Raw genomic sequence first — 25,992 nt, forward strand, 5'->3', positions numbered from 1 at the left:
ACACAAACACTTTATTCTATTGATGACATATTTATAATTATTCCACTTTTTGGATCTATCTACTTGTTTTCTTATACTGTAATATTAGTATTAAGTCTCTCGGCAAAATAGACTATAAATAAGAATCACATAAAACTCTGTTTGAATTCGATAACCCAAAGGTTTGTCTTTGGGTTTTTTATTTTCTGCGGATTTCGCCAGCCAAATCAGTTCCTGGGGCAATGGTGTTAAACACAGTTCCATATTTTTTTATATTTTCGTGTAACAGGTTTAGACGGTCATCCGATTCCTCTGTATCCACAATGATCTGGTAACGAATGGATTCCATTTTGGGCGGAACATCCTGACGAACCCCATCTACGATGACTTGAATTCCTTTTAGTTGAAAATGAAGGATGGGAGTCACTCTTTCCACTCCCTTAATGATACATGCCGAAAGTGCAGAGAGTAATAACTCCGCCGGGTTAAATGCATTTGGATTTCCCGCCATGTCCGTATCCAAAACAATCTCTGCCGATTTACATTGGGATTGGCTTGAGTGCGAATCAACTCGCGTTGTTTCCACATGGAAACTCATTTTTGGTTTGGGGTCTGTCATTGTCTGATCCTGAATTGCACTTGTACAATCTTAAAACTGAAATCGAAAAGCAACAGAATCCAATCGATCCGCTACTTGGTCTAAATTTGTAATCGACTCTTCAATTGCTGCGATGGTTTGTTTTTGTTCGTTGGCAGCGGCGGACAACTCTTCCACAATGGCGGAGGTATTGATCAATTGGGTTTGGATCTTTTCCATATTTCCGAGAACACTTCCAGACATGGACTCTGTCCCTTCTGTGGAACCGTTGATCTTCTCTGCACTTATTTTTGTTTCTTCTGCATTCTTTAAAATTTTATCCATCTCTACTTGAACCGTTTCGAATTCGAGAGAACCCACTTCTACTTCGGTGAGGCCCTCCTGGATATCAGTTACAGTTTGTAATATCTTTGCAGTCAGTTCTGTAATAAAAGCAGAAATTTCTTTTGCAGATTTATTGGATTGTTCAGCAAGTTTTCCCACTTCCCCGGCAACGACTGCAAATCCTTTTCCTGCATCACCTGCCCGAGCTGACTCAATAGATGCATTTAACGAAAGTAAGTTGGTTTTTTCAGAAATGGCAGCGATGGTTTCTGTGATTTTTCGGATGGCCTTTGTTTTTTCGCCCAACTCTTTGATGGTTTCTGAAGTTTTAAAAATTTGTTTTTTTGCTTTCAGAAACTGAGTCATTGCTTTATCAGAACGGTCTTTTCCCACTAAGGAAAATTGGTAGGCTTCTGTGGACTCCAATTGCACTGTATTCGATTCATTTCGTATATTACAGATGAGTTGGTTTAAGGAATCCATCTGATGAAAAATACTTTCTGAACTTTCACGAGTGACGATACTTGAATCGGCCAAAGAAAACATGGCTTTAGATAACTCTTGGAAGGCCACATGGATATGTTCTACTGCAAAAGTGAGTGCTTTGATTTGCGACTTTACAATTTCGGCATTCCCAATCAATTGCGAAATCATTCCTCTAAATTCAAATTGAGTTTTTTTGATCAAAGAAAGGATTTCTGCACAATCACCGCCATTTTCTAAAACCACATCAAACTTTAGATGACCCTTGTATAAATTCTCCAGGTATCCCTTTACCTTCAAAAGAGAATTTTTATGATCTGTCATTTTTAGATAACCGAAAACAGTCACAACGAAAAACAAAACAAACCCAAAAGTAAATACCATAGGATGATTAAAAAAATTTGGATTGGATTGTTGGGAAAACAAAAACAACAAACTACCACTTACAATCGTTTGTATACGGAAAATGGAAGAGGAAGAAAATCCAGCGATCATTCCCACTTTTGTTTTGGGTTTCCATGTTCCCGAATTCATTTTAGCATATAGTGTCTCGGCATTACGGATTTGTTCTTTGGTTGCCTTGGTCCGTACCGACATATAACCAATATGTTTTCCCTCTTCGTAAATCGGCGATACGTTCGCATCTACCCAATAATAATCTCCACTTTTACAACGGTTTTTGACAACTCCCACCCATGAATTTTGGGCCTTAATTGTGTCCCATAAATCTTGGAAGGCGGCGATTGGCATATCGGGGTGACGAATTAGGTTGTGCGGTTGACCGATTAGCTCTTGTTCAGCATAACCACTGATGTGTAAAAAATCTTCATTCACATAGGTGATGATCCCTTTCAAATCTGTTTTGGAGGTGATCTTTGTTCCTTCTTTGAATTCGATTTCTGTATCAGTGATAGGCAGATTCTTACGCATAGATTCGTTATCGCAGAATCCATTGAATCAACCAAGAACAAATTAGAATATTCCAAAACCTACTAAAAGTAAGAAGTTCGATTTCTTGGACTCGAAGTGGGCATTGGCTTGACATTGTACTCTTTTTGTCATAAGTTCTCACGGGATTCGAGAACAAATGAAATTACTGGCAATGGATGGTACAAGTAACAACGTGAAACGAGAGTCTCTTTTTTGGGACCTAACCCTAAAACTCGAAGCCTTCACACATACAGTTCCTGTTCCTTTCGCAGTTTATTACGCCATCATCACTCAGAAAATGGAACCTGCCCATTGGCAAATTTTCATTGCGCTCTGTGTGGTTTTTGCCACCGGGATTGGCCTTCTTGGAACCTTTGTTCGCCATCTCCTTCTGAAATATCTCTATGCCAAAATTGAAAGGATTCCCATTCCGACCCTGGGAATTTCTTCTTTATCCCAAGAAGAATTGGAATATGCGAGATCTGTAAAAATTCTTCTTTTCCGTTATCCATTACTAGAAGCCATAGTTATCGTTATACGCTGGTTATCTGGTGTTATCCCAATCAGCCTTTTGTTTTTTTATTTGGTGACTTACATGCCTTCGGTCGTTCGATCTGCCATTTTTACCTTTGTAATGATCGCACCGATTTCTTTTGTAACTTATTATTTTATCTCCGAAAGTTCGATTCGTTGTTTATTTGATCTTCCCCAAATCAAAAATATTGAACTCCAAGAAAAGGACATTCCTAAGTTTAATTATTTCACGAGGATCCTAGTTGCTTTTTTTAGTTTGGCGGCCCTTCCGTTTGTTATCTTTTCTTATATTCTTTATTCCCTTGCGATGGGTGAAATTGCAGTCAAAGATCCGATGATCCCTATTGTGACTGTATCTTTTATATTTATCGTTCCTCTGATTGTCTGTTCTTATGTAGTTGCCAAATCAGTCAATGAAGGACTAAACGAAACTAGTAGGTCATTAGGAGAACTTGCCAATGGTAATTTTGATGTGGTAGTCACTCCCAAATCCAGTGATGACTTCGCAAAACAAGCATTTTATCTCAATTCGGTTATCTCTAAATTAAAAGGGATGTATGAGGAAATTAGGAATCTAAACGAAGGATTAGAAGAAAAAGTAACTTTAAGAACCAACGAATTAAACCAATCCTTACAAGACATCAGCAATCTAAAAATCCAACAAGATGGAGATTATTTCCTTACCTATCAATTGCTAAATCCACTTGCCATCAAAGATGTAGATAGTACAAAACTGGAAGTCGATCATTTGGTTCGACAGAAAAAAGTATTCGAATACAAAAACCAAAGATATGACATTGGGGGAGATATCAATATCTCCCATTCCATTGTCTTACAAAATAGGAGATTCTTATTATTTGCCAATGCAGATGCCATGGGAAAGTCCATGCAAGGTGCAGGCGGGGCACTAGTTTTTGGAGCGGTATTTCAATCCATAGTCCAAAGGACAAAAACAGATCCAGGTTACCAAGTATTAGGTCCAGATGATTGGTTAAAATACAATCTCCAAGAAATGCATATGATCTTTGAGGCCTTTGATGGAACGATGCTTGTTTCGCTGACAATGGGTCTATTAGAAGAGGATACAGGAAAATTATATTTTCTAAATGCGGAACACCCACCTATTGTTTTGTATAGGAATGGAAAAGCAGAATACTTACAAGCCGATGTTTCCTACAGAAAACTCGGAACTTTAGGAGCCATACCCATCCAAAACATAAAAGAATTCCAACTCCAATCGGGCGATGTACTCATCATTGGATCAGATGGAAAAGACGATGTGTTACGAATCGATGCTTCCGGAAAATGGGAAGTCAACTCTGATGAAGAGGTTTTTTAAATCTCGTGGAATCGACCAAAGGCAATTTGTTAGCCATTACAAAACAAATTGAATCTTTAGGACAAGTCATCGACGATATTTCTTTGATAAGGATCTGTTATTTACCCAAAACAAAGTAGCCAACCAAAACCCTTCACCAAAAGATCGGAAATTTCTTCTTCCGGAATTGACCTACCTACCGTCCAATACTTGAGCTTATGAATGAACCAAACTAAACTGAAACTCCCTATTAAAATGGGATATGGATCGGCAGAGACTGGTATAACGGCCGTTCAACTCTTTACTCAAATTTATCTATTGAAATACTATACGGAAATTGTGGGTCTCAATTCCAGTTTGGCTGGAATTGCCTTATCCATTTCAGTCCTTTGGGATGCGATTAGCGACCCATTCATGGGTAGGATCTCTGACCACACTCATACCAAATGGGGTCGCAGAAGGCCCTACATTCTCCTTGGTGGGGTTTTACTCTCCCTGGCAGTCTTACTCCTCTTCTCACCCCCGCATTTGACAACGCAGCTTGGTAAGTTTGCTTATCTTTTGTCGGTTTACCTTTTTGTAAATACGGCCATGACGATTATCTCGGTTCCCCATATTGCCTTGGGTGGAGAACTCAGTTTTGAAAGAAACGAAAGGACATCTATCTTTGGATGGAGGTTATTTTTTAGCAACATAGGAATGCTGATTGGAATGATTGTACCCGCCGCCATATTACAATCTTTAGGCGATGAATCTTCCAAGGAGAATATCATCACATCCCGAACCGTAGCCGGAGAGATTGTATCTCTTGTGATTTTGGTTTCCTCGATCACTACCTTTCTCGTGACTCGGGGAAGAGACAATGTGAGAAATCACACAGAACAAAAGATCCCTTTTTTTACTGCATTTGTTTCTGTTCTCAAAAACAAAATGTTTCTTATTTTGCTTTTTGCCTTTATCATTGCGACCATTGGTAGGACATTCAACTCAGCCATTGCCCTTTATTATTATGAATATAGATTGGGACTCAAAGAATCACTTGTCGTCATCAATATCCTCTTGCCATTTTTTCTGGTTCTGATTCTTTCTATTGGATTCTGGGTTTGGATCGCTAAAAAAATTGGGAAAAAAATTCCTGCCTTTCTCGGAGTTTTTGGACTTGGGTTACTTACTGTCATTGTTTATCCCCTCTTCCCTTATGGAGAATTGCGTCCTCCTCTCATCGCTGCCTTTGTCGGAGGAATCTGTGCCGGATCCATCCTTATCATGGACTCAATTTTGACTGATGTTGTGGACTATGATGAATTCAAAACTGGAGAAAAAAGAGAAGGTTTGTATTTTGGGATTTGGAAGATGGGAGTTAAGTTTTCTCAGGCCTTTGGAATTGCTCTCACTGGTTTTTTACTCGATGCCATTGGATTCCAAAACGGTGCTACCACCCAATCTCCAGAAGTCGGCTTTCGACTGGCAATGATCTTTGGTCCTGGAGTGGGGTTCTTCTTTATATTTGGTTCGATCCTCTTTTTATTTTTTCCATTAACAGACATAAAACACATCCAAGTCCAAAGAATCTTATTGAAACGTAACGCAAAGAGAACCAAGGTATAAGGGAGACTATTTATGAAACCAGGCCGCACCCTTCAATTCATCGCATTTTTATTAATCTACTTTATAGTTCCCTTTTGTGCCTGTTTGTTCACGCTACTTTTTGCAAACTATACGGCCTCTGCATTTTTGCCAGATCAGTTCTTAGCATTATTCGAAGCGACTCAAATCAAAAATGACCTAACATTAGCTATATTCACTTGGGCCCCCTTTCCCATCATTACTCTCATTTTGTTTTTTTACAGCCTACCGATCGCAAAATTTCTTTTTTCCTCCAAAGGTTGTAACTTTATCTCTGAAGAAAGGGCTCGTCACCGCATAGTTCACTCACCGCTCACCATTAGTATTTTAGGATTTATCGGATGGGAGATCTCTAATTTTTTAAGTGTTTGTCGTATCGATACACTCTTTCCTGATGCACCCCACCAAAGTATCATTACCGTTTCTATTTTGTTTGGATTTTGGGGACTATTTGCTTTTGCCTTTTCCTATGCGACAACCACTTACTTAAACAAACTTCTCATCATCCCTTGTGTATTTCCTGAAGGGGGGCTTGGAAAGTATGCTCATGGAAAACAATTTTCCATTGTTACCAAACAATTTATCTTTTGGGCCGCATCCACACTCTTTCCCATTGTTCTTTTAATCTTTGGAATTTTACTCCGAACCAATCAAAACATTTTGAATCTCCATGAACTGGTTCATAACGATGTTTTGTTTGAAGTCATTGCCATCATGCTCGTTTTTTCATTTGCCTTTGCGATGTCTTTTGCATCCAGTTTACAACACCCACTGAACCAAATTGAAAAAGCCACGGAACTCATCAAAGAACAAAAGTTTGATACCAGAGTCAAAATATTTAGCTCCGACGAGTTAGGTCTTCTCGGGGATGCCGTCAATGAAATGGCCGAAGGACTTGCAGAAAGAGAAAGAATGAAAGATACCTTTGGACGAATCGTTGACCCAAGGGTTCGTGACTATTTATTATCCAACGAACATAGCCTAGGTGGAAAAGTAGTCGATGCTTCCATTTTATTTTCAGACCTTCGCGATTTTACAAAACTTTCGGAAAAAAGAAAACCAGAGGAAGTATTGTATATCCTCAATCGTTACTTCCAAGAAATGAGTAATGCCATAGAAATCCACGGAGGATTTATCAACAAATTCATAGGGGATGCCATTCTTGCCGTCTTTGGAACTCCCATGCCTATGGCAGACCACGCCGAACGTGCGTTTGCAACAGCTCTTCAAATGCAAAAAAATCTAGATTCTTTGAATGCACAATTTTTAGCAGAAGGACTTACCGAACTGAAAATGGGAATTGGCATTCATACGGGGAGCCTTCTTGTGGGAAATATCGGATCTGCCAATCGTATGGAATTTACAGTCATTGGAGATACAGTCAATACGGCCTCACGAGTGGAAGGCCTATGTAAGGGGTTAAAGAAAAATCTACTCCTTACAGAAAACACCTCCGTTTTGTTGCCCGAAGAAATTCGTTCCAAACTCCAATCGGAAGGAGAATACGAACTAAAAGGAAGAGAGTCCAAAGAAAGGATTTATTCTTACTCATCTTCAGAATAAAATGATTGAACTCCCTCGTGAAAACATCCAAAATGGGGATGGAATGAAGTTTGTCCTTGGTCTTTTATTATTTAGCCTCTTTCTTGTTTCGTGTAACGAAATCAAATTGGTAAGCACTGAAGACATCCTCGATCTTTTGGAAGGGGATGGAACACAAGGTGCTGCTTCCCAATCAGGATCGTCTAATTCTTCTTCCAGCTCTTCCACTAACAATGGCAATTCGAATAATCTAAACTATCACGGAATGACTGATTCCGCAACCGGAACCAACACTTACGGTTCTACGGGCTCCACTGTCGGGAACCCGCTTGGTTACTAGTTCGCTCTTTTCTATTTCTATTTTATAAATTCAAAGAAATCATCCATAAGCGGCCGAAAACAAGACCTAATGGTAATCTTTGCTACCTTCTCATTTTTTGGCCCATAATTTAGAATGATATCATTCGGATCGCGGATGAACGAAAAGATTTTGTTCACCTGCATTTCGGCATGGCCATCGCGAACTTTCACAACATATTCAAATTCATGTTCGTTCGCATCCACTTCCCCAATTCCATAAGGAACGTAACACTTGATAAGACCAATCCCTCTGATTTCTCCGGTTTCTTGGTTCTCTTCTTCAATCTTAGATAACTCCGGATCCAATTTGTATTCCAACCACTGTTTGGCCTTTAGATAACTGCGAGTTTTCTGATAGGTTTTGTGGTCTCTGGAATCTTCTACGGTTCGGTATTTGGAGGATACGGTCCAAAGTTTCAAACACATCGAGTTCTGAAACAAAAGGAAAAATATAGCTAATAGGGCGAGTCTTTTTGGCATCATTTCTATGCTTCCTGTTCCTCACCCGGCTCGCAAAACAAATCTTCACAAAGATGGAAAATTTTCTCCTTATTGGGGAGTACGGGAAAGGGTACCACATTTGGCGGCAAAAGGGATGTGTTCTGGTTTGTTTTTTTGATCTTATGTCTCTTGGACTCGATTCTATCTCTCACTTTATTATTTTCGGAACAGCCCTCCCCCATTCTGGAGTGCCCGAATAAAAATTGGATTGAATTTGTCGGGGCATCACTTTCAATCTTGAACATGCCCGATTTTGATCGTATTGATCTTATGAATTATGCCATGTACGGAAATGATTTTGATCCCCAATGGGATGAAATCCGTGCATTTTTAAAATCCAATGCAGCCGCTCAAAAAGAGTTGGAAGAGATTAAAAGAACCGTTCCAAGCCCTCATGTGGGGAAAAAACGTAGAGAGAACTCACTCGTGACTGATCCAAGAGAGTCCAATGAAGGCAGCGGAGTGGGCCAAGAACCGAGAAATACTGGTTCAGATCCCTCTGCTAAGTCCTGGTGGCAAAAGATCTTAGGAGAATGAAATGGAAAACACCGTAGACCAAATTAAAAAGAATGTTGAGAACATCAAAAAGTTTGTCACTCCGTTCTTTAATTTGGCTGTGACCACAACTGTCTACGGATACCATAACATTGTTCCCAATGGCAAACTCATCCTCACTTGCAATCATAGAAGTGATATGGATCCCTTTGTCATTGGTTCGGTTTTTCCCAGGTTTATTTCCTGGATTGCTGCGGAGTACACAACTCGCATTCCTCTTTTCAAAGACTTAGTGGAAAAAACAGGAACCATTCCTATGGCCATTGATGGCAATATCTCCATGGCAAGTATCAAAAAGGTACAACAGGTCTTTAAAAATGGAGATGTGCTTGGAATTTTTCCAGAAGGCCACGACTATATGGTGCAAAATGATTTCTCAGCCCCACTCGCCAACTTCCATTCTGGGTTTGCTGCTTTTAGCCTTCGCAACAAGGTAGATATCCTACCAACAGTCATCATTCCCGATGAAGAAACAGTCACAGATTACCCCATCCCTCCACTGGTACGTGCCTTTATGGGTATGCCGAAAGAGGTTTGTGATATCAAACGCCGAGTTGTTTATAAAAAAATCAACGTTGTGTTTGGGGAAGTGATTAAATATGAGAACTATGCTCATCTCCCACTTGACAAGGGTATGGTGGAAGTTTCGAACGAAACCAAACGTAGGATGGGTGAATTACAAAAGGTAGATTATTTAAAGAAATAATCTACCTTCCATTGAATTGTCTGAACCAACAAATGAATTCAGACGATCATCTATCTACATTGTGGATGAAAACTTTTGTTAGTTGGTGATTCAATAAATTGGAAAAAAGGCCGATGGATTGGCCTAAATTTGCTCCCTTTAAACTTCCACTTCTCCAGAAAATACTTCTCTCGCAGGTCCTGTCATCATCACAGATCCATTTTCTTTCCATTCCACTTGAAGGGTTCCCCCGCGTAGATCAATTTGAACAGCACGCCCTGTTTTTCCATTTAAGATGGATGCCACAGTGACCGCACAAGCTCCTGTACCGCAGGCCAAGGTCTCACCGGTTCCTCTTTCCCATGTTCTTTGGTAGAGATGGTCTTTTCCTCTGACGGAAACAAATTCCACATTAACCCTTCTTGGAAAGAGGGGATGGTTTTCGATCAGAGGCCCGATTTCTCGAACCGGAAAGGCATCGGCATCATCCACATAAATCACACAATGTGGATTCCCCATACTAACAGCCGTAAAATGATATTGCTTCCCTTGGACTTCGATCACTTGGTTGATGACTGCATCATCGCCTGCCCATACAATGGGAACGAGTGAGGGTTTGAGAATGGGTTCGCCCATATCCACAGTGACCATTTCTACCTTGCCTGAGGTTCCTGTTTTTAAGTCGAGGGTGAGGACCCCTTTCCCAGTTTCTATGGTAGGTTTTTGATTTTTGGTAAGGCCATGATCGAAAACAAATTTTCCGACACAACGAACTCCATTGCCACACATCTCAGATGAACTTCCATCGGAGTTGTACATGTCCATTTGGAACTCACCGGTTTTTGAGTTACGAATAAAAATCACTCCATCACCACCGATTCCAAAATTGCGGTCGGATAGTTTTTGGATTTGTTCGGGACTCAAGCGAATATCGTTTTTTGTGGCATCGATATACACATAATCATTTCCAATTCCTTCCATTTTGGTGAAGTTAATTTTCATCGGTTCCTCTCTTATCTCACCCCATGTTTTTTTTGCCATGGATGTTGGCAAGTCGGATCAAGGTTTTTGGTTTGACCCTTGTTCTCATCATTTAGACTGACCGATAGACCATGAAATCTTGTATCCTTTGCCAATCTTCCGAGTCCAAAACCGTATTCAATGAAAATGGAACCCCCATTTTAGAATGTAAAAACTGTGGTCACGTGTATTCCTCTTATGAACAAGAAGAACATTACGAAGGTTATTGGGACGGAGCAGAACAGACTTATGATTTAAAATGGTGGGATGATGCCCACAGGGCAGTGTATTCTGATTTTATTTCTACTTATTTAAAAAAAGACGAGGGGAACCTACTCGATGTAGGCTGTGGGCTTGGATTTTTTGTCAAAGCCGTACTCACAAAAAAACCAGGTTGGTCTGCAGTGGGTTATGAGATTTCCAAACAAGCAGTCAAATTTGCGAACGAACAAAATGGAATGAAAACCGTACACGCAGGTCTTGTCCAAGACTCGAAACTACCCAAAGAAAGTTTTGATATCATCACGTTATGGGATGTGATCGAACACATTCCAAAACCACATTCTCTTCTCACTTATCTCCATGGACTTTTGAAACCCGGAGGGATTCTCTTTTTACAAACGCCTAACTTTCCCATCCAACTAACCAAAGCCAATTTGAAGGTGAAACTGAGAGGAATGTTGGAGGGAGTTCATTACCTAGAAGCCAAAGACCACGTAAACAATTACAAAATGAAAACACTTGCTGAACTCGGAAAACAATGCGGATTTACAGATCCAAAGTACAAAGTGCTGATGCCCATCCTTTCTGTATCGGGTAGCAAAAGTAAACTTGCCGTTTATTTCAAGTTAGGTTATTATTATCTTACCAAATTTATCTTTGCTCTTAGTTTTGGAACCATCAACTGGAATAATACTTTATTTTTGACGCTGAAAAAACCATAACTCGGCAAAGTTAAGAGCTGCAACTGTATTCGGTACCTTCCAAACGGGTGCCGATGATTCAAAAGGATATTCATTTATCAGCTAGAAGAGGATTCTTAGGATTTTGACTTGTAACAAAGGTAAACTTGCGATAAACTAAGGGTATGATTTCCCTATCCTCTATTTTAGCGGCCTTGTTCTTAACCCTTGGACTAATCCTCTCATTCTATGGAGTCTTGACTTGGTCCGATTCTATGTATGAGAAGTCACTGGGGTGGAATCTAAATCTAATTTGGGGAAGCGTGGTTTTTGTTGTGGGGATTTTGTTTGGAGTTGGGAACCGGATTTTTGCCCGATTCCCCAAAGAACCAAATCTTTAAACAGAAACTCTTTCGAGTACAAGAGAAAGGAACGGAATGAACGCCTCTAAAAGTTCTGGAAGTTCGTATTCCAAAATATCACCCGCATACACAATATCATTTTTTTCCATCGCAGATGCGATATTAGAGAGTGTTTCATTCAATCTGGTGATCACATCTGATAACTTTTTATCATCAATGGAAAGCGACTGCCAATCCAATTCTGAATGGCGAGTTTGCACTGATACAAGCGCCGACATAAGCCCCGTTAGCCGTCCCACAGCATCATTCAAAATCTCAGAGGCCAAATGATCTTTTCCTGATTGGAAGTTTTCATTCACTGCCATAAAGTCTCTTATGACTTTTTCTTTATCATCCACAAAACGAGAAATAATTTCGATCAGATCGCTTTCATCCATACGCATTACCGCAAGGCGAGTGCTTAGATCCATAAGGAAAAGTTTTACATCCCGAAGGTCTTCCAAAAAGGTCTCAATCGCTTTGGTAGAATCTAAAACTTCGGATCCATTTTGCAAAGACTCTAAAATTTCTTCGACGTTCTTACCTTTCCCCATAGGTTGGATGAGGGTTAGGTTTAAATTTAGAATTTTAGTGGTAGTTTGGATCATGGAAATGATCCAAGGGATTCCTTCTTTTAAATCCTCTGTTTCTTTTTCCGTCAGAGAATCACGACCTACAAGAGTGGTTCCCACTTTGTCTACGTAATTATCGACTTCCCAAAGGCTATCTTCAATGACATCTAATTCTTCACCCACAAATAAATCCAAACGTTCTGTTTCGTCTACACCGACTGCGTTTAGATCGGAACGATTCAGTTCCTTTCCGTTGACGGTGAAATGACGAAGGTATTTTCCATTGGATTCAATCCATTTTTGAATTTCATCCAACACTTGGCCGAGGTTTGTTTCGCCATCCAGTTTAGTATCTAATTGTTGTTCGTTGATATAAATATTCATCATTCCCCACCGTTACCCCTAAACATATTATTCTGTAAATAGTTGCCCACTGATTTGTTTTTCCCTACACCTTGTTCCATGTAGAGAAACCGTTGTTTCAGTTTGGCTTCGAAACTAATGAGATGAGACTCATGTTCTTTGATTTTTTTATTATTCCCTGCGACACTTTCTTCTAAAAGTTTTACTTTGCTTGTGACAATTCCAGAAGCATATTGGTTGTAAGGTTTTAGGATTTCTAATAATCGAATTCCAACCCCTTCTTCCATCTTTGCATCGTTATTCGGGTCAGAGGCAAACAAATCACGAACCCCATCTGGATTTTCAGAAAGAACGGAAACAAGTCTTTCTTGGTCAATTTGTAAAAGTCCGTCTTGGATTTTTTCCCAGTTGGATCCTACAGCCCCAGTGGAGATCCCAATGTCTGTGAGAACTTTAAATCCGTTGTCTTTCGGAGCCGGATAGTATGAGTTAGCTGTTGTTTTTAAAGAAGCAATTAATCTTTGGATCGAATTTTCACCAGCAAGGATTCCTGATTTGGATTTGTTATCCCAAAAATCCTTGGAGATATCTGCCGCTTTGGAATCATCACTTTCTTTTTTATCAGAGATTCTTGCATTTTTTTCAACGGATATCACTTCCTTTGAAAACTTCATCAGTTCATTATACGCATCCACCCATTCTTTGATGAGGGCAGAACCTTTTGCATGATCCACATGGATCTTTAAAGTGACAGGTTTTTCTGTGACTTTGTGAACATTAAAAGAAATCCCTTCCAAAACATCCGCAATCGCATCGTTTGTTGCACGAGTGATTTCCACTCCATCAATTTTGATTTTAAGATCTTTCCCTTCTTGTAAAACCTTAACTGGTTCTGCAGTTCCCGGCGCGGGGGGTGTGACAAGAGTGACCGATTTGATAAGAACAGGGGTAGTCGCAGCATTTGATAAAATAATCGTTGTTAGATTTTTGTCCGCTGCATAATCACCCGCAGGGAAAATATATTTGGATTCTGTTTTGGAAATGGGGAGGAATTTATTACGAACACTGCCCTCTTTTTCAAAGCCAATCCCGAGCTCCATCACCGCAGGAGCTTCCCCAACGATTTCAATTTCTACAAAGGCTCTTTCTTTGATTTCTGTCACTGCAATTGGAACAGCAAAGGCAGTGTCTGCTTTGATTGAAATTCCTTCTTCGGTTTGGAGCAACTTCTCCGTTTCTGTTTCCGATTTTTTAAACTTTGCCGGTTCCCATACTTTGGATTTGAGTATATCTAAAGACAATAATTGATTTGTATTTTCGAGTCCTGCCTTGTTTTCCCCCACAAGACCCGCCAGTTTCAAAATTCCATTAGGATCAGAAAACTGGAGTTCATTTTTTTTACCGGTCTTCACTGAAGTCACAGTGAGAATGGATGAGTCTTTATCAATTTTGATGAGAGAAGTTTCTGCAAGACCGCCGGCCATATTTTTAATGGATTGAGTAAGCTCCGGTAATCCCCCACCAGGGAAGGTCACTGTTTCTTTGGACTTTCCAGAATAGATGGTAAAACTGCCTTCTGGCAAACGAATGTCTGTATCAATGGCAACACCAGATAACTGATGTTTGCTTGCCATTTCTGTGATTTCTAAGGCCCGATTTCCCGATTTGGCAGCGCGAGAGGCCTCTCCCGTAATCACCCCTTCTTCGGAAGAAGAGACCGATTTGGTAGCAAAAGGTGCGGTAAAGGAAACAAGAGCACGAGTTTTGGTTTGGAGGTTTGTCGTAAGGTTTTTTACCTCACCCCAAATTTGCATTTGGGCTTTGGCATACTCGTTTTCGGTTTCCCATCGCCGGATAGGCCGACGTTCGAGTTCGACCAGTTTTTTAACGATATCGTTTGTATTTTGCCCGGTCATCAAACCTGGCATAGTGTATGCTGGCATATCGTTTCAAATTCCTCTGAATCTAATGTCGTCGAATTCTACAAAAGGATTAGGAATTTACAGAATTTTTTCCTTCCCAAATCCTAGAATTATGACTGCTAGCCCTACAGAAAAAATAGAACTGGGGAACCAAAATATCTTCTTCGACCGAGAACTTTCCTGGGTCGACTTCAACCACCGTGTCCTAGAAGAGTCTTTCGACAAAGAAAACCCTCTCCTCGAACGCCTTAAATTTCTTTGTATCACAGAATCGAATTTAGACGAGTTTTTTATGGTCCGTGTGGCCGGACTTGTGAACTTAAAAAATGCAGGGATCGAAGAACGAAGCCTCAATGGAAAACGAACTTCCGAAACCGTAGCCGAACTCTACTCCAAGGTTGAACAATTTGTTAAAAAACAATATGAATCCTTAGATGAGATCCTCATCGAACTGAAAACAAACAAAATCGTAGTGGTTCAAGACCCAAGTGAACTTGCCGGTGATGATATCCAATTTGTAAAAAATTATTACAAAAGGGAAGTCTCTTCCATCCTCACTCCTCTTGCGATTGACCCATCCCATCCGTTCCCACATATTCTGAACCGAACTTTGAATCTCGGAATCACTTTGTATTCGGATGATGATAAAAACAAAGCCAAAGAACTTTTTGCCATCGTTCAGGTGCCAAGTGTTCTTCCCCGTTTTTTACAATTACCTCCGAATAAAGAATCAGATGTGAGAAGATACTTTCCCCTAGAAGAAATCATCAAACTTCACTTAGGTGATCTTTTTTATGGGATGAATGTAAAACAAATTCATACCTTTAAAATTGTTCGTGATGCAGATATCTCCATCAACGAAGAACAAAACATTGGTGACCTTCTCACCACAATGAAAAATGAATTAAAAAACCGAATGTGGGGAGATGCGGTTCGTTTGGATGTCCATTCGGGTGCGGGTCATATCAAAGAACTATTACGTGGACTTTTAGAATTGGAAGAATACCAAGTGATGGAAATTCCCACCTTACTTAGTTTAAATGATATGATGTTTTTCCAAGGGTTGGAAAAAACAAGCCACTTAAAGTATTCCTATCCAGTTCCTAAATCTGGATTTGCTGCTAAAAAAAGTGAATCTATCTTTTCTGAAATTCGTAAAAACGACCACCTCCTCCATCACCCATACGAAAGTTTTAAATCCATTGAGGATATGTTAAAGATTGCAAGCCAAGATCCTAAAGTACTTGCGATTAAAATGACTTTGTATAGAACCTCAGGAGATTCACCCATCATTCAATTTTTAGGAGAAGCGGCAGAGAATGGAAAACAAGTTACTGTACTTGTGGAACTCAAAGCAAGGTTTGACGAAGAAAGAAATATCCGTTGGGCAAAAAAATTAGAAGATAGTGGTGTGCACGTAGTTTATGGTGTGGTTGGTCTCAAAATCCATTGTAAGATGTTACTCATCGTACGCCGGGAAGATGATAAACTCAATCGTTATGTGCACTTAGGTACTGGAAATTATAATTCTACCACTGCCAGGTTTTACACTGACATAAGTCTATTCACTGCAAACCCAGAGATTACGGAAGATGTTGCGATTCTTTTTAATACCATCACAAGTTCTGGCAAAATGCCAAGGCTTTCTAAAATCTATGCTGCTCCTACTTTTTTAAAAGAAGAGTTCCTCCACCTCATTCAAAGGGAAACAGACAATGCAAAAAACGGCAAACAAGCACGAGTGATTTTTAAGATGAACTCTCTTGTGGATCCCGATGTGATTTTAAAACTCTACGAAGCTTCACAAGCTGGGGTTAAAATTGACCTGATTATACGAGGGATTTGTTGTCTCCGGCCCGGAATTCCAGGGGTTTCTGATCGAATCAGCGTTCGCTCCATTGTGGGAAGGTATTTGGAACACTCTAGAATTTATAGTTTTGAAAATGGTGGAAAACCAGAAGTGTATTTGGCTTCTGCGGATTGTATGCCAAGGAACTTCCTTCGCCGAATTGAAGTTATGTTTCCCATCCTTCAAGACAAACATAGAAAACGAATTGGAAAAATTTTAGAACTCCTACTACGAGACAACACACAAGCAAGGGTCCTGGAATCGGATGGCTCTTACACTCGTTTGACACCAGGGGATGATGATCCTGCGGTAAACTCTCAAATTGACATGGTTGATATCTAAAGGATTAGAAATGGATTTTACAAAAACAACAACTGATTTAGGCCAACTCATTGGCGATAAAAAGGTCATTCAAAAAAATGATGGGACCATGGATGAGGCTTTATTCAATTCTTATGGAACGGATAGAACTAAAGTGTATCTGCCCAACTACCAAGTCCTTGTTTTTCCAGAAACAACAGAAGATATAGCAGCCATAGTATCTTACGCATACAAAAATGAAATTTCTGTGGTTCCTTCTGGAGGACGAACAGGATACGCTGGTGGTGCTGTTGCCAAAAATGGTGAAATCGTCATCTCATTATCCAAAATGGACAAGGTGGTTGATTTTGATCCTTTTCTCGGCACCTTACACGTACAAGCTGGGATGATCACCAAAAATCTTCACAAAGAAGCCGAAGAACGCGGATTTTATTTTCCAGTAGATTTTGCGGCAACTGGATCCAGTCACATAGGTGGAAACATAGCCACCAATGCAGGTGGTGTGCGAGTGGTTCATTATGGACTCATCCGAGACTGGGTTCTTGGTCTTACCGTTGTGAATGGAAAGGGTGAGGTTTACCGATTCAATGGAGAAATTTTAAAAAACAATACTGGATATGACCTCAAACATCTCTTTATTGGTTCCGAAGGAACCCTCGGGATCATCACAGAGGCAGTCGTCAAACTCACAAAACCTCCAAAAGACATTCGTGTCATTTTCCTTGCTGTACCCGAATACAAAAATATTTTAGAAATCTTTCGAGAAACACATAACTTCGATTTACCGCTACTCGCCTTCGAGTTTTTAACCGACTATTGTTTGGAAAAGGTGAAAGAACATTTGGGAGTTCCTGATCCATTCCAAACACCAAGCAAGTATTATGTGCTCATGGAATTCGAAGTGAATGGAGAAACTGACGAAGAAAAACTCTATTCCATTTTAGAATCCATCACCGAAAAAGAACTGATTACTGATGGGTCCATTGCCCAAAATTCTCGCCAAAACGAAACTTTTTGGAAGTACCGAGAAGGGATTTCTGAATCCTTATCTCTTGCTTACACGGTTCACAAAAATGATATCTCCCTCCCTCTTCGTAACATGGAATCTTTTTTGGACGAAATGACGGCCTTACTCACATCGAAGTACCAAGGATTCCATATTGCTCTTTTTGGACATATTGGGGACGGAAATCTCCACCTAAATATTGTTAAACCAAAAGACATGTCAGATACAGAATTCTTTACTAAGTGCAAACAAGTGGATCCAGAAATGTTCACTCTCATCCAAAAGTTCAAAGGTTCCATCTCGGCAGAACATGGAATTGGATTACTTAAGAAGGAATATTTGAATTTTTCTAGGTCCGAATCCGAAATTGAGACGATGCGAGCCATCAAATTGGCATTTGACCCCAAAGGAATTCTTAACCCAGGAAAAGTGCTTTAATACGGAACAAACGTGGGTCTTTCCATCATACTGGTCGATCTGCTTATTTTATAAGCATCTTCTAAAAAAAATGCTAGATTTTAATCAGATCCTGTCTATACTGTATCTATGCTCAGGAAAGTGGTAAAAATATTTGGGATTTCCCTACTCACCCTCACCCTGAGTAGTGCTTTTCTTTCGGAAGAAAATGTACTCATGCGCACTCGTGGAGCCAAATCCAGCCGAGTGGGTGGAAAGAGTCAACTCTCAGGTTCTCTTTCCATTTCGATCAGTAGATCTTCTGCTGAAGAATCTTCAGGTACAAAAGATTTAGAAGATGTACTTACATGGGGTGGAAAGGGGCAGTCTTCCTTTAGGACTTCCCACCTAACACACAATAAAAACCACCACGTTTCTTTTATTTCAGGGCTTCTTGCCTCTCGTTACCTAAGTTTACCTCCACCCGTTTAACTCCTCTCTACCGCTTAAACCTGTGTCCCGTAAGGGACACAGGATGTTTTTATATTCTTAACATTTCCTATGATTTGTTTCTCATTTGCCAAAGACTCTTATGACTGCTCCAGGGAATTCCTGACTCTGGGCAGTCATTTTTTTGAGAACCCATCCGTCCCATTTCTTATATTCTAACCAATCTGATCAATGTTTAAGATTTGTTTGAAACATTAAAAGTATTTTAGAATTGAACACCTACATCAAAATGAATGAGTGGACAAAATGACGGCAAACTGGTCGACAAAACTGATAGCATTCCTCTTAACGATAACCATAGGTTTTTCGTTAGACGATACGTCTGATACAGTTGCCGAATATTTAGAAGCAAGTCTACACCAGGTTAAAAAATCCTATTCTGCATCACTGGAAACTCCAGAAAACACTGCTATCGACGATCCTGAAATCTCAGCCATTGATGATTCTGCGACCATCAGTCGTTCTCGAGCAGACTTTTTAGATTTTTTTAACGAAAGTAATTCCGCTTTATTGTCCGAATCACTTTTGATTACCTTTGTTGATTTGATTTCAGAGGGAAATTATATTCCCAATTTACTTTCCTCTCTCCTCTTAAATATTCCACCCCCACTTTCTTTCGTTTAATCTATTTCGCATTCGTTGAATCCGGAAGTATGTCCTCTTATTATAAAGAGTCATACCTATGTTTTCTTTTTCTCACAATCTTTGTATGTTTGGTAATTTATGAGTTTTTATAACAGAATCGGTATCTACCTCTTTCTTGTGTTTTCTACCTCCTATCTATGGGGGGAGACCAGAGTAGCACAAGCAAGTGAAGCGCTTAAAAGACAACTTTCAGATGAAAATCCAAGGTCTTCCTTGGGATCTAGTTTGTATCCTGATGACCAAAGGTTTACTCGGGAAATTGATTTAGAGTCTGCAGAGACGTTACTCTGGAAAAATAACCTTTTACTCATTGCAGCTCGCTTTCAAATCGATGTTAAAAAAGCAGGAATTCTACAAGCAGGACTTTACGCCAATCCGAACATAGCCATTGACCAAAGTATATTTGCAGAACCCACACAACGTTACTTTGATACAACAAGGTCGGGGCAATCGGTAATCCAAATCCAACAAGTGTTTTTACTTGGTGGGAAAATTGACAAACGTGTGAAAGTTGCAGAACTCAATGCAAAGATCTCCGAACAAGATTTTTATGATTTAGCGCGTGCGGTAATTACCAAACTAAGAAGAACCTTTTATACTGTTTATTTTTACAAAAAGGCAGTTGTGTTTTATGACCAAAGTATCGCATCCATTGAAAAAACTGTAGATTCCTCGGAACTTGCTTACAAAAGAAGAGCACTCCTCCAAGCAGAACATTTACGTTTAAAAGCCCTTTTATTCTTTTTGAAAAAAGAAAGAGAAGATCTGGCGATTAAGGTCTACGAAAAAGAAGCAGACCTAAAAGTCCTTTTGAATGATGATTTGTATCGCGATGCGAGAATAGAATTTAATCCTATCGTCAACGAAACTCAATTAGATATGATTGTGCCGAACCAAGTAAAGTTAGAAGATTTAGTCGAGATCGCACGAGAAAACAGACCAGATCTAAAAAAAGCACTACAGACATTACGATTCGAAGAAGCCAATTTAGAACTGCAATACGCAAATGCCATTCCTGATTTATCATTTGGTCCTGTTTATAACCGCGGTGGTACTGCTTTCCAAAACTATTGGGGAGTCACAGCACAGCTTAGTGTTCCGCTCTTTGATAGAAACCAAGGAAACATCCAAGCTGCAGAAAAAGCCATTCTTGTCCGCAAACAAGAGCTAAAGAACAATATCCTCGAAGTAGAAAACGAAGTGGCAGTAGCCTACCAATCGGCACGCATCAAGGACGCACTTTATAAACGTTTTAGTAACGCCTATATCAAAGATTACGGAAGTTTATCATTAGATATGATTATGAGTTATGAAAAGAAATACATAACCATTTTAGAATTCGCCGACTTCTTTGAAACCTATCGATCCAGTATAGTGGAGATGTTAAAACTCCAAACGGATCGAATGGAAGCCATTGAAAATGTAAACTACTCCGTGGGAAAAGGAATCTTTATCCCTAAATCTGAAAATCAAACCAATCCTAAATCTGAGGAATAAAATGTTAATCACCTTAAAATCTCTAAACCAAAAGGCAAAAATCCTCCTGATTTCAGGAGTGGCTCTTGTAGTCATTGCAATCCTATTTATGGTTTTTTCGAAACCAGCAAAACCGGCTCACAAACATCCAGAAAAAGCGGAAGTTTTTGACGGTGGATTACGTATCGTTTTTAAACCCAACAGCCCAGGACTTGAAATTGTGAAATCAACGGCAATCGGTGGCGGTGGAGAGTTTGTAAGTTTGGAAGCACCAGCAAGACTCATCGCATCTACTTCTCCTTCCGTGAGTAACGGATCACGAATCATTCTCTTCGAATCAGCAGAGTTAAACGATCTTTACGTGGGTTATATCCATGCAAAAAACAAACTACACAGATCAAATAAAAACCTTAGCAGGATTAAAGATATGTTTGTTCACCGAGTTGCTACAGAAAAAGACTTAGTGGAATCAGAAACAGATTCTGGAAACGATGCAGCAGAACTTGCTGAATTCGAAGGAAAATTGAGAGCACAAGGTTTGAACCCAAGTGAACTCAGTACTGCAGGAAGTTTAAAAGCCTGGATCATCACTGACGTTCCTGAATCCCAAATTTCTACCTTACGCAAAGGGAAAAAAGTAAAGGTAGTATTCGCATCTTTCCCTGACGAAGAGTTTATCGGAACCGCAGAAGCCATTGGAGATAACGTAGATCCACTGACAAGAACTGCAAAAATGAGGATCATCGTTGTAAATGATAAATACAGATTAAAACCAGGTATGTTTGGCGTTGTAAAATTCCCAGAACAAACTGGCGGTGATAGTGTTGTCCTCCCTTATACAGCAATTGTGACTGTTGAAGGAAAAAATTATGTATTCGTAGAAGAACAACCTTTAACATTCAAAAGGCGAGAAGTAGTATTGGGAATCTCTACAAAAGAAAGAGTCAATATTATCGAAGGTCTTACACCAGGTGAGAAGGTAGCCGTCCAAGGTTCCATTCTCTTAAAAGGTTTAAGTTTTGGTTTTTAATATGAAAAAACTAATCCTTTTATTCCTTACCGTTTTTTTATTCGGTCCTTCTTTGTTTGCCCAAACTTCTCCTTATCCCAAAGATAAAGATGGAAATGAAATCAAACCAGAATGGATCCCAACTAAATCTGACCAGTCGGCCTTTGGTGAAGATGAAAAATTAAAAGCCGATAGTTTGGATGCCAAACGACTTCCGAAGTCTACAAATTTTTGGGTGTATGGCGCCTCCATCGGATCTCCAGCAAGTGTGAACTTTAATTTAGGATACTACTTTAAAGATGTCGTATTACGAGGATCAGGCGGAGTTTGGGGACCCCATTGGTATGGTGGGCAGGTAGACTTAGGATATACATTCTGGAAAACTCCTGTCATTGCCCATAGCATATCCCTTGTGGGTGGGTATTTTGAAGTGAATCCATTTGCACCGGAAGCGGGTCGTGGTGGCCAATCTTCCTATCCTACCGGACTCAATATACCTGGATACAATCGAAGAGATCCTTCACAAGAAGATCTACTCATTCGTTCTTACGTAAACTCCATTGATAGCAATGTGGGAGCTTATTTAGAATATGAAAGCAGAGAAAGACAGAGAGTTCATCTATCACAAAGATACATTGGTATGACTTACGACTTCTTACTTGGAAATTTCTTTTTACAAGTAGGTGGTGGAGTTGGACAAGGCGACTACAAAAACCCGCAGTTATTACTACAGATGGGTTACCTCTTCAATACGAGGGAATATCATGATTAAAGATTTCATAGAAACATCACTTAAAAATCGCGTTACCACGCTCATTGCGGCAGCCGTTGCCGTTCTCTTTGGACTATGGGCATGGATTGACATTCGTAAAGAAGCCTATTCTGATATTGCCGATACACAAGTACGTCTGATTGCAAAATTCCCAGGAAAAGCTGCCGTAGAAGTGGAAGAAAGAGTCACTCTTCCCATTGAACGCGTATTAAATGCGATTCCTAAAGTAGCGGTGCGAAGATCCAGAACCATCAATGGTCTGGTTGTATTCCAATTTGTTTTTGAAGATGGAACAGATGATTATTTTGCTCGGATGCGGCTTATGGAACGTGTTGCCGATGCAGACATTCCGGAAGACGTTCATCCTGCACTTGGACCGATGAGTTCACCAGTGGGTGAGATCTATCGTTATGTAGTCGAATCATCAGAAAACCATACACCCATGGAACTGCGAACCATCCAAGATTGGATTGTAATGCCAAAGATGTTACAAATTCCGGGTATAGCCGACGTTGTGACATTTGGTGGACTTCCTAAACAGTATCATGTGGTCACTTCTCCCGATAAGTTAATTCGTTTCAAATTAACTATTGGGGACGTGATTAAAGCCATCCAAGAAAACAACTTAAACACGGGTGGAAACTTGCTCCTCCAAGGGGAACAAGGTTTCCCAATTCGTTCTCTTGGTGCCATCAGAGATCCTAAACACATTGAAAACATTGTAGTCAAAACCGTAAATGGGGTTCCCGTTTTTATTCGAGACTTAGGTTCTGTTGAAATTTCTCATCCGATCCCCAGCGGAGTCCTTGGTTATACCATTCAAAATGATGAGGAAGGTATTATCGATGTAGATTCGTCTGTTCAAGGTTTGGTGGCCATGCGTCGATGGGGAGACCCGAACGAAATGGGAGAAAGAATTCGTGAGAAGGTAAAAGAAATCAACGAAAACTATCTTCCAAAAGGTGTACAACTTCGAAATACTTATGATAGAACAGACTTAGTAAACTATACTCTTCGCACAATTGGTAAAACATTAGTGGAAGGTGTCGTCGTAGTCAGTTTAGTATTAATTTTCTTTATTGGAAGTGTACGTGCCTCCCTTGTCGTAGTAGCAACCATTCCATTTGCGATGTTGTTTGCTTTCCTACTAATGAACATGACGGGAATTCCGGCAAGTTTACTTTCATTAGGTGCCATTGACTTTGGTATCATCGTGGATGGGGCCGTCATCATGGTGGAAAATATCATGAGGAGATACCGGGATGCAACTCCAGAAGAAAAATCACATGGTATCTTAGCATTTACACGGGACGCAGCATCGGAAGTAGGAACAGAAATCCTATTTTCGATTTTAATCATCATCTTAGCCTACCTACCTATTTTCTCTTTTGAAAGGATTGAAGGCCGTTTGTTCAAACCAATGGCTTTTACCATCTCCTTTGCGATCTTAGGTGCGTTAATTTTTGCGATGGCAGTGATTCCTGTACTCATGTCCATCATCTACAAAACTTATTTTGAATCAAAAAATCCGGGACCTATTGAATGGCATAACCCAGTTTATGATTGGATTGAAGTACGTTACAAACGAATCATCGAGTTCATTGTCGATAGATCGCGTAAAGCTGTAAAATACACATTCAGTGTAGTGACCATTTTTCTTGCTATCGGTATGTTCTCACTTGGAACAGAATTCCTTCCGGAGATGGACGAGGGTGGATTTAACATTCGTATATTCTTTCCTGTAGGTATTTCCTTACCGGAAGCAAGAAAGTTTATGCCAAAAATCCGCCAAACTGTTTATAAAAATGAACAAGTGAGTGTGGTCATTTCGCAGTTAGGAAGAAACGATGATGGAACCGATCCACTTCCACCAAACCGATTGGAAGTTCTGATTGGTTTGAAAGACTATAGTAAATGGAAAGAAAAAATCACCAAACAAGAGTTACTCATGCGGATGAGAAATGATTTAGAAGCAACACTTCCTGGTGCCAGAGTCAGTTTTTCGCAACCAATTATGGACAACCTTTCGGAAGCCATTATGGGTACCATTGCTGATTTAGCTGTTTTTGTTTCCGGTAACGATTTAAAAATCATGCGTGGAATCGGAAACGAAGTCCTCGAAGAAATTAAGGAAATGAAAGGAGCTAGTGAATTCGGTATTGAACAAGAAGCAGAAAGTCCCCAGCTAACCATTAGTATCAATAGGGAAGCTGCCGCACGATTTGGAATCAATGTAATTGACATCCAACAGATGATTGAAGCTGCCATCGGAATGCAACGAGTGAGTACCCTTTACGAAGGCCCTTCCGACATTCCTCCAAAAACGCCAGCGCGATTTGGAATTGTAGTTCGATTTTCTAAAGAATACCGTGCATCCAAACAAGCCATCGAAAACATGCCGATCATTTCACCGAAAGGAGAAAGGATTCCTTTATCACAATTGGCTGATATTGAAGTGATTGATGGACCTACGATGATTTTCCGCCAAGAGGGTCGCCGAGTTGTCACCGTTCGGACGAATATCCGCGGCCGTGACCAAGGGGGATTTGTTTCTGAACTTCAAAAACGAGTGAAGAAAAAAATCAAACTTCCTGATGGATATGAAATCCGATTTGGCGGGCAATACGAGAACCTCTCCCGTGTTGGTAAAAAGTTAGCCCTTGTCATACCAATTACGATTCTCATTATTTTCGGTGTCCTCTATTTGTTGTATAGAAACCTCAAGTATGTATACGTTGCTTTGGCTTGTATACCACTCTCACTCCTTGGAGGAATCTACGCTCTTCTAATGAGAGGTTACTATTTCAACGTTTCTGGTGGTGTGGGATTTATCTCGCTCTTTGGAATTGCAACAATGGCTGGCGTACTCTTCGTTTCCAGAACCAACCACTTATTAATCGAAGAACCAGACATTACAACAAAAGCAGCAGTGAAAAAAGCAGCTGTAATCCAATTACGTCCAATGCTTATGACCATGTTACTAGCGTTACTTGGTCTAATCCCAGCAACTCTAGGAACAGGGGTAGGTTCCGATGTTCAAAGACCACTTGCGACAGTTATCGTAGGCGGTTTGTTCTCTGCAATGTGTCTTGTGTTAACCATCCTCCCGTCTCTCTACCTAGTAGTAGTGGGTGAAAGAAAACCAAATGCAAGGGAACTAGAAGAGATGAGTCATAAAAAACACATTCCATTCCTTGACTTTGTAACTGAACTCAGCGAAGAACCTTTGGAAGAAGATGATGATGAGGATGAAGCTCCAAAGAAAAAGAAAAAACAAACAAAGAAAAAAAGAAAACCTAAGACCTTATAATCAATAAAGAAACCTAAGGTTTCCCACTTCTCCTATCTTAACCTCCAAACCAGTATAGTGGTTTGGAGGTTTTTTCTTAAAAA

Annotated in this window: 20 protein-coding genes and 1 pseudogene; 15 read left to right on the plus strand and 6 right to left on the minus strand. The window is 40.0% G+C overall.

The annotated features are described in order from the left end of the window. Positions 1–178 precede the first annotated feature (178 nt). Together JWG40_RS18760 and JWG40_RS18765 are read right to left on the minus strand one after the other, a co-directional pair. Positions 179–598, minus strand: coding sequence for an OsmC family protein (locus JWG40_RS18760; protein WP_205287280.1), 420 nt, complete (start codon positions 596–598; stop codon positions 179–181). A gap of 30 nt (positions 599–628) precedes the next feature. Next, positions 629–2,314: a methyl-accepting chemotaxis protein gene (locus JWG40_RS18765; RefSeq protein WP_205287281.1), complete on the minus strand. Its 1,686-nt coding sequence runs from the start codon at positions 2,312–2,314 to the stop codon at positions 629–631. A 193-nt stretch (positions 2,315–2,507) separates the two neighbouring features. On the opposite strand from JWG40_RS18765, the pseudogene JWG40_RS18770 reads away from it, so the two are divergent. The 4 genes and pseudogenes from JWG40_RS18770 (at position 2,508) to JWG40_RS18785 (ending at position 7,674) form a co-directional block, all read left to right on the plus strand. Beyond that, a pseudogene (locus tag JWG40_RS18770) lies at positions 2,508–4,306 on the plus strand (SpoIIE family protein phosphatase). Positions 4,307–4,388: 82 nt separating this feature from the next. Further along, positions 4,389–5,774, plus strand: a complete 1,386-nt coding sequence (locus JWG40_RS18775; RefSeq protein WP_205287282.1) for an MFS transporter — start codon at positions 4,389–4,391, stop codon at positions 5,772–5,774. A 12-nt stretch (positions 5,775–5,786) separates the two neighbouring features. Then, positions 5,787–7,355: an adenylate/guanylate cyclase domain-containing protein gene (locus JWG40_RS18780; RefSeq protein WP_205287283.1), complete on the plus strand. Its 1,569-nt coding sequence runs from the start codon at positions 5,787–5,789 to the stop codon at positions 7,353–7,355. Between the two features lies 1 nt (position 7,356). Further along, complete coding sequence (locus JWG40_RS18785) at positions 7,357–7,674, plus strand: hypothetical protein (RefSeq protein WP_205287284.1); 318 nt, start codon at positions 7,357–7,359, stop codon at positions 7,672–7,674. A 17-nt stretch (positions 7,675–7,691) separates the two neighbouring features. Here the strand turns inward: JWG40_RS18785 and JWG40_RS18790 are convergent, their stop codons facing one another. Next, on the minus strand, positions 7,692–8,177 hold the full coding sequence (locus tag JWG40_RS18790; protein ID WP_205287285.1) for a DUF4468 domain-containing protein: 486 nt from the start codon (positions 8,175–8,177) through the stop codon (positions 7,692–7,694). Between the two features lie 261 nt (positions 8,178–8,438). On the opposite strand from JWG40_RS18790, the gene JWG40_RS18795 reads away from it, so the two are divergent. Beyond that, entirely contained in the window at positions 8,439–8,732 is a 294-nt protein-coding gene (locus JWG40_RS18795) for a hypothetical protein (protein ID WP_205287448.1), read from the plus strand. Positions 8,733–8,754: 22 nt separating this feature from the next. Continuing rightward, the gene (locus JWG40_RS18800) at positions 8,755–9,456 is read left to right on the plus strand and encodes a lysophospholipid acyltransferase family protein (protein WP_205269490.1); all 702 of its coding nucleotides are present in this window, start codon (positions 8,755–8,757) and stop codon (positions 9,454–9,456) included. A 138-nt stretch (positions 9,457–9,594) separates the two neighbouring features. Here the strand turns inward: JWG40_RS18800 and dapF are convergent, their stop codons facing one another. Next, on the minus strand, positions 9,595–10,437 hold the full coding sequence (dapF, locus tag JWG40_RS18805) for a diaminopimelate epimerase (protein ID WP_205287286.1): 843 nt from the start codon (positions 10,435–10,437) through the stop codon (positions 9,595–9,597). A gap of 110 nt (positions 10,438–10,547) precedes the next feature. Here dapF and JWG40_RS18810 point away from each other — a divergent pair, with 110 nt between their 5' ends. After that, the gene (locus JWG40_RS18810; protein ID WP_205287287.1) at positions 10,548–11,399 is read left to right on the plus strand and encodes a class I SAM-dependent methyltransferase; all 852 of its coding nucleotides are present in this window, start codon (positions 10,548–10,550) and stop codon (positions 11,397–11,399) included. A gap of 355 nt (positions 11,400–11,754) precedes the next feature. On the opposite strand, the gene JWG40_RS18815 is transcribed toward JWG40_RS18810, so the two are convergent. Both JWG40_RS18815 and fliD read right to left on the minus strand, forming a co-directional pair. Then, on the minus strand, positions 11,755–12,717 hold the full coding sequence (locus JWG40_RS18815; protein WP_205287288.1) for a hypothetical protein: 963 nt from the start codon (positions 12,715–12,717) through the stop codon (positions 11,755–11,757). Continuing rightward, positions 12,714–14,636 (minus strand): flagellar filament capping protein FliD, encoded by a 1,923-nt coding sequence (fliD, locus tag JWG40_RS18820; protein WP_205287289.1) that lies wholly within the window; start codon positions 14,634–14,636, stop codon positions 12,714–12,716. The genes JWG40_RS18815 and fliD overlap by 4 nt, the downstream gene beginning before the upstream one ends. A 25-nt stretch (positions 14,637–14,661) precedes the next feature. On the opposite strand from fliD, the gene ppk1 reads away from it, so the two are divergent. The 8 genes from ppk1 (at position 14,662) to JWG40_RS18860 (ending at position 25,909) form a co-directional block, all read left to right on the plus strand. Continuing rightward, complete coding sequence (gene ppk1, locus JWG40_RS18825; protein ID WP_205287290.1) at positions 14,662–16,806, plus strand: polyphosphate kinase 1; 2,145 nt, start codon at positions 14,662–14,664, stop codon at positions 16,804–16,806. Positions 16,807–16,816: 10 nt separating this feature from the next. After that, positions 16,817–18,229 (plus strand): FAD-binding oxidoreductase, encoded by a 1,413-nt coding sequence (locus JWG40_RS18830; protein ID WP_205287291.1) that lies wholly within the window; start codon positions 16,817–16,819, stop codon positions 18,227–18,229. Between the two features lie 120 nt (positions 18,230–18,349). Next, positions 18,350–18,679 (plus strand): hypothetical protein, encoded by a 330-nt coding sequence (locus tag JWG40_RS18835; RefSeq protein ID WP_205287292.1) that lies wholly within the window; start codon positions 18,350–18,352, stop codon positions 18,677–18,679. A gap of 264 nt (positions 18,680–18,943) precedes the next feature. Beyond that, positions 18,944–19,321, plus strand: coding sequence for a hypothetical protein (locus JWG40_RS18840; RefSeq protein WP_205287293.1), 378 nt, complete (start codon positions 18,944–18,946; stop codon positions 19,319–19,321). A 99-nt stretch (positions 19,322–19,420) separates the two neighbouring features. Continuing rightward, positions 19,421–20,839 carry a TolC family protein gene (locus JWG40_RS18845; RefSeq protein WP_205287294.1) on the plus strand — a complete coding sequence of 473 codons (1,419 nt, stop codon included), beginning with the start codon at positions 19,421–19,423 and terminating at the stop codon, positions 20,837–20,839. Between the two features lies 1 nt (position 20,840). Beyond that, positions 20,841–21,848: an efflux RND transporter periplasmic adaptor subunit gene (locus JWG40_RS18850; protein ID WP_205287295.1), complete on the plus strand. Its 1,008-nt coding sequence runs from the start codon at positions 20,841–20,843 to the stop codon at positions 21,846–21,848. Between the two features lies 1 nt (position 21,849). After that, positions 21,850–22,599 carry a hypothetical protein gene (locus JWG40_RS18855; protein ID WP_205287296.1) on the plus strand — a complete coding sequence of 250 codons (750 nt, stop codon included), beginning with the start codon at positions 21,850–21,852 and terminating at the stop codon, positions 22,597–22,599. Further along, positions 22,592–25,909, plus strand: coding sequence for an efflux RND transporter permease subunit (locus JWG40_RS18860; RefSeq protein ID WP_205287297.1), 3,318 nt, complete (start codon positions 22,592–22,594; stop codon positions 25,907–25,909). The genes JWG40_RS18855 and JWG40_RS18860 overlap by 8 nt, the downstream gene beginning before the upstream one ends. Positions 25,910–25,992 lie beyond the last annotated feature (83 nt).

This window comes from Leptospira abararensis (genome assembly GCF_016918735.1).
Lineage (GTDB): Bacteria > Spirochaetota > Leptospiria > Leptospirales > Leptospiraceae > Leptospira_A > Leptospira_A abararensis.

Bases quoted from the DNA above. Each gene is read 5' to 3' on its own strand.
- JWG40_RS18760 (WP_205287280.1), bottom strand. From the start codon at position 598: ATGACAGACCCCAAACCAAAAATGAGTTTCCATGTGGAAACAACGCGA.
- JWG40_RS18765 (WP_205287281.1), bottom strand. From the start codon at position 2,314: ATGCGTAAGAATCTGCCTATCACTGATACAGAAATCGAATTCAAAGAA.
- JWG40_RS18775 (WP_205287282.1), top strand. From the start codon at position 4,389: ATGAACCAAACTAAACTGAAACTCCCTATTAAAATGGGATATGGATCG.
- JWG40_RS18780 (WP_205287283.1), top strand. From the start codon at position 5,787: ATGAAACCAGGCCGCACCCTTCAATTCATCGCATTTTTATTAATCTAC.
- JWG40_RS18785 (WP_205287284.1), top strand. From the start codon at position 7,357: ATGATTGAACTCCCTCGTGAAAACATCCAAAATGGGGATGGAATGAAG.
- JWG40_RS18790 (WP_205287285.1), bottom strand. From the start codon at position 8,177: ATGATGCCAAAAAGACTCGCCCTATTAGCTATATTTTTCCTTTTGTTT.
- JWG40_RS18795 (WP_205287448.1), top strand. From the start codon at position 8,439: ATGCCCGATTTTGATCGTATTGATCTTATGAATTATGCCATGTACGGA.
- dapF (WP_205287286.1), bottom strand. From the start codon at position 10,437: ATGAAAATTAACTTCACCAAAATGGAAGGAATTGGAAATGATTATGTG.
- JWG40_RS18810 (WP_205287287.1), top strand. From the start codon at position 10,548: ATGAAATCTTGTATCCTTTGCCAATCTTCCGAGTCCAAAACCGTATTC.
- JWG40_RS18815 (WP_205287288.1), bottom strand. From the start codon at position 12,717: ATGATGAATATTTATATCAACGAACAACAATTAGATACTAAACTGGAT.
- fliD (WP_205287289.1), bottom strand. From the start codon at position 14,636: ATGCCAGCATACACTATGCCAGGTTTGATGACCGGGCAAAATACAAAC.
- ppk1 (WP_205287290.1), top strand. From the start codon at position 14,662: ATGTCGTCGAATTCTACAAAAGGATTAGGAATTTACAGAATTTTTTCC.
- JWG40_RS18830 (WP_205287291.1), top strand. From the start codon at position 16,817: ATGGATTTTACAAAAACAACAACTGATTTAGGCCAACTCATTGGCGAT.
- JWG40_RS18840 (WP_205287293.1), top strand. From the start codon at position 18,944: ATGACGGCAAACTGGTCGACAAAACTGATAGCATTCCTCTTAACGATA.
- JWG40_RS18845 (WP_205287294.1), top strand. From the start codon at position 19,421: ATGAGTTTTTATAACAGAATCGGTATCTACCTCTTTCTTGTGTTTTCT.
- JWG40_RS18850 (WP_205287295.1), top strand. From the start codon at position 20,841: ATGTTAATCACCTTAAAATCTCTAAACCAAAAGGCAAAAATCCTCCTG.
- JWG40_RS18855 (WP_205287296.1), top strand. From the start codon at position 21,850: ATGAAAAAACTAATCCTTTTATTCCTTACCGTTTTTTTATTCGGTCCT.
- JWG40_RS18860 (WP_205287297.1), top strand. From the start codon at position 22,592: ATGATTAAAGATTTCATAGAAACATCACTTAAAAATCGCGTTACCACG.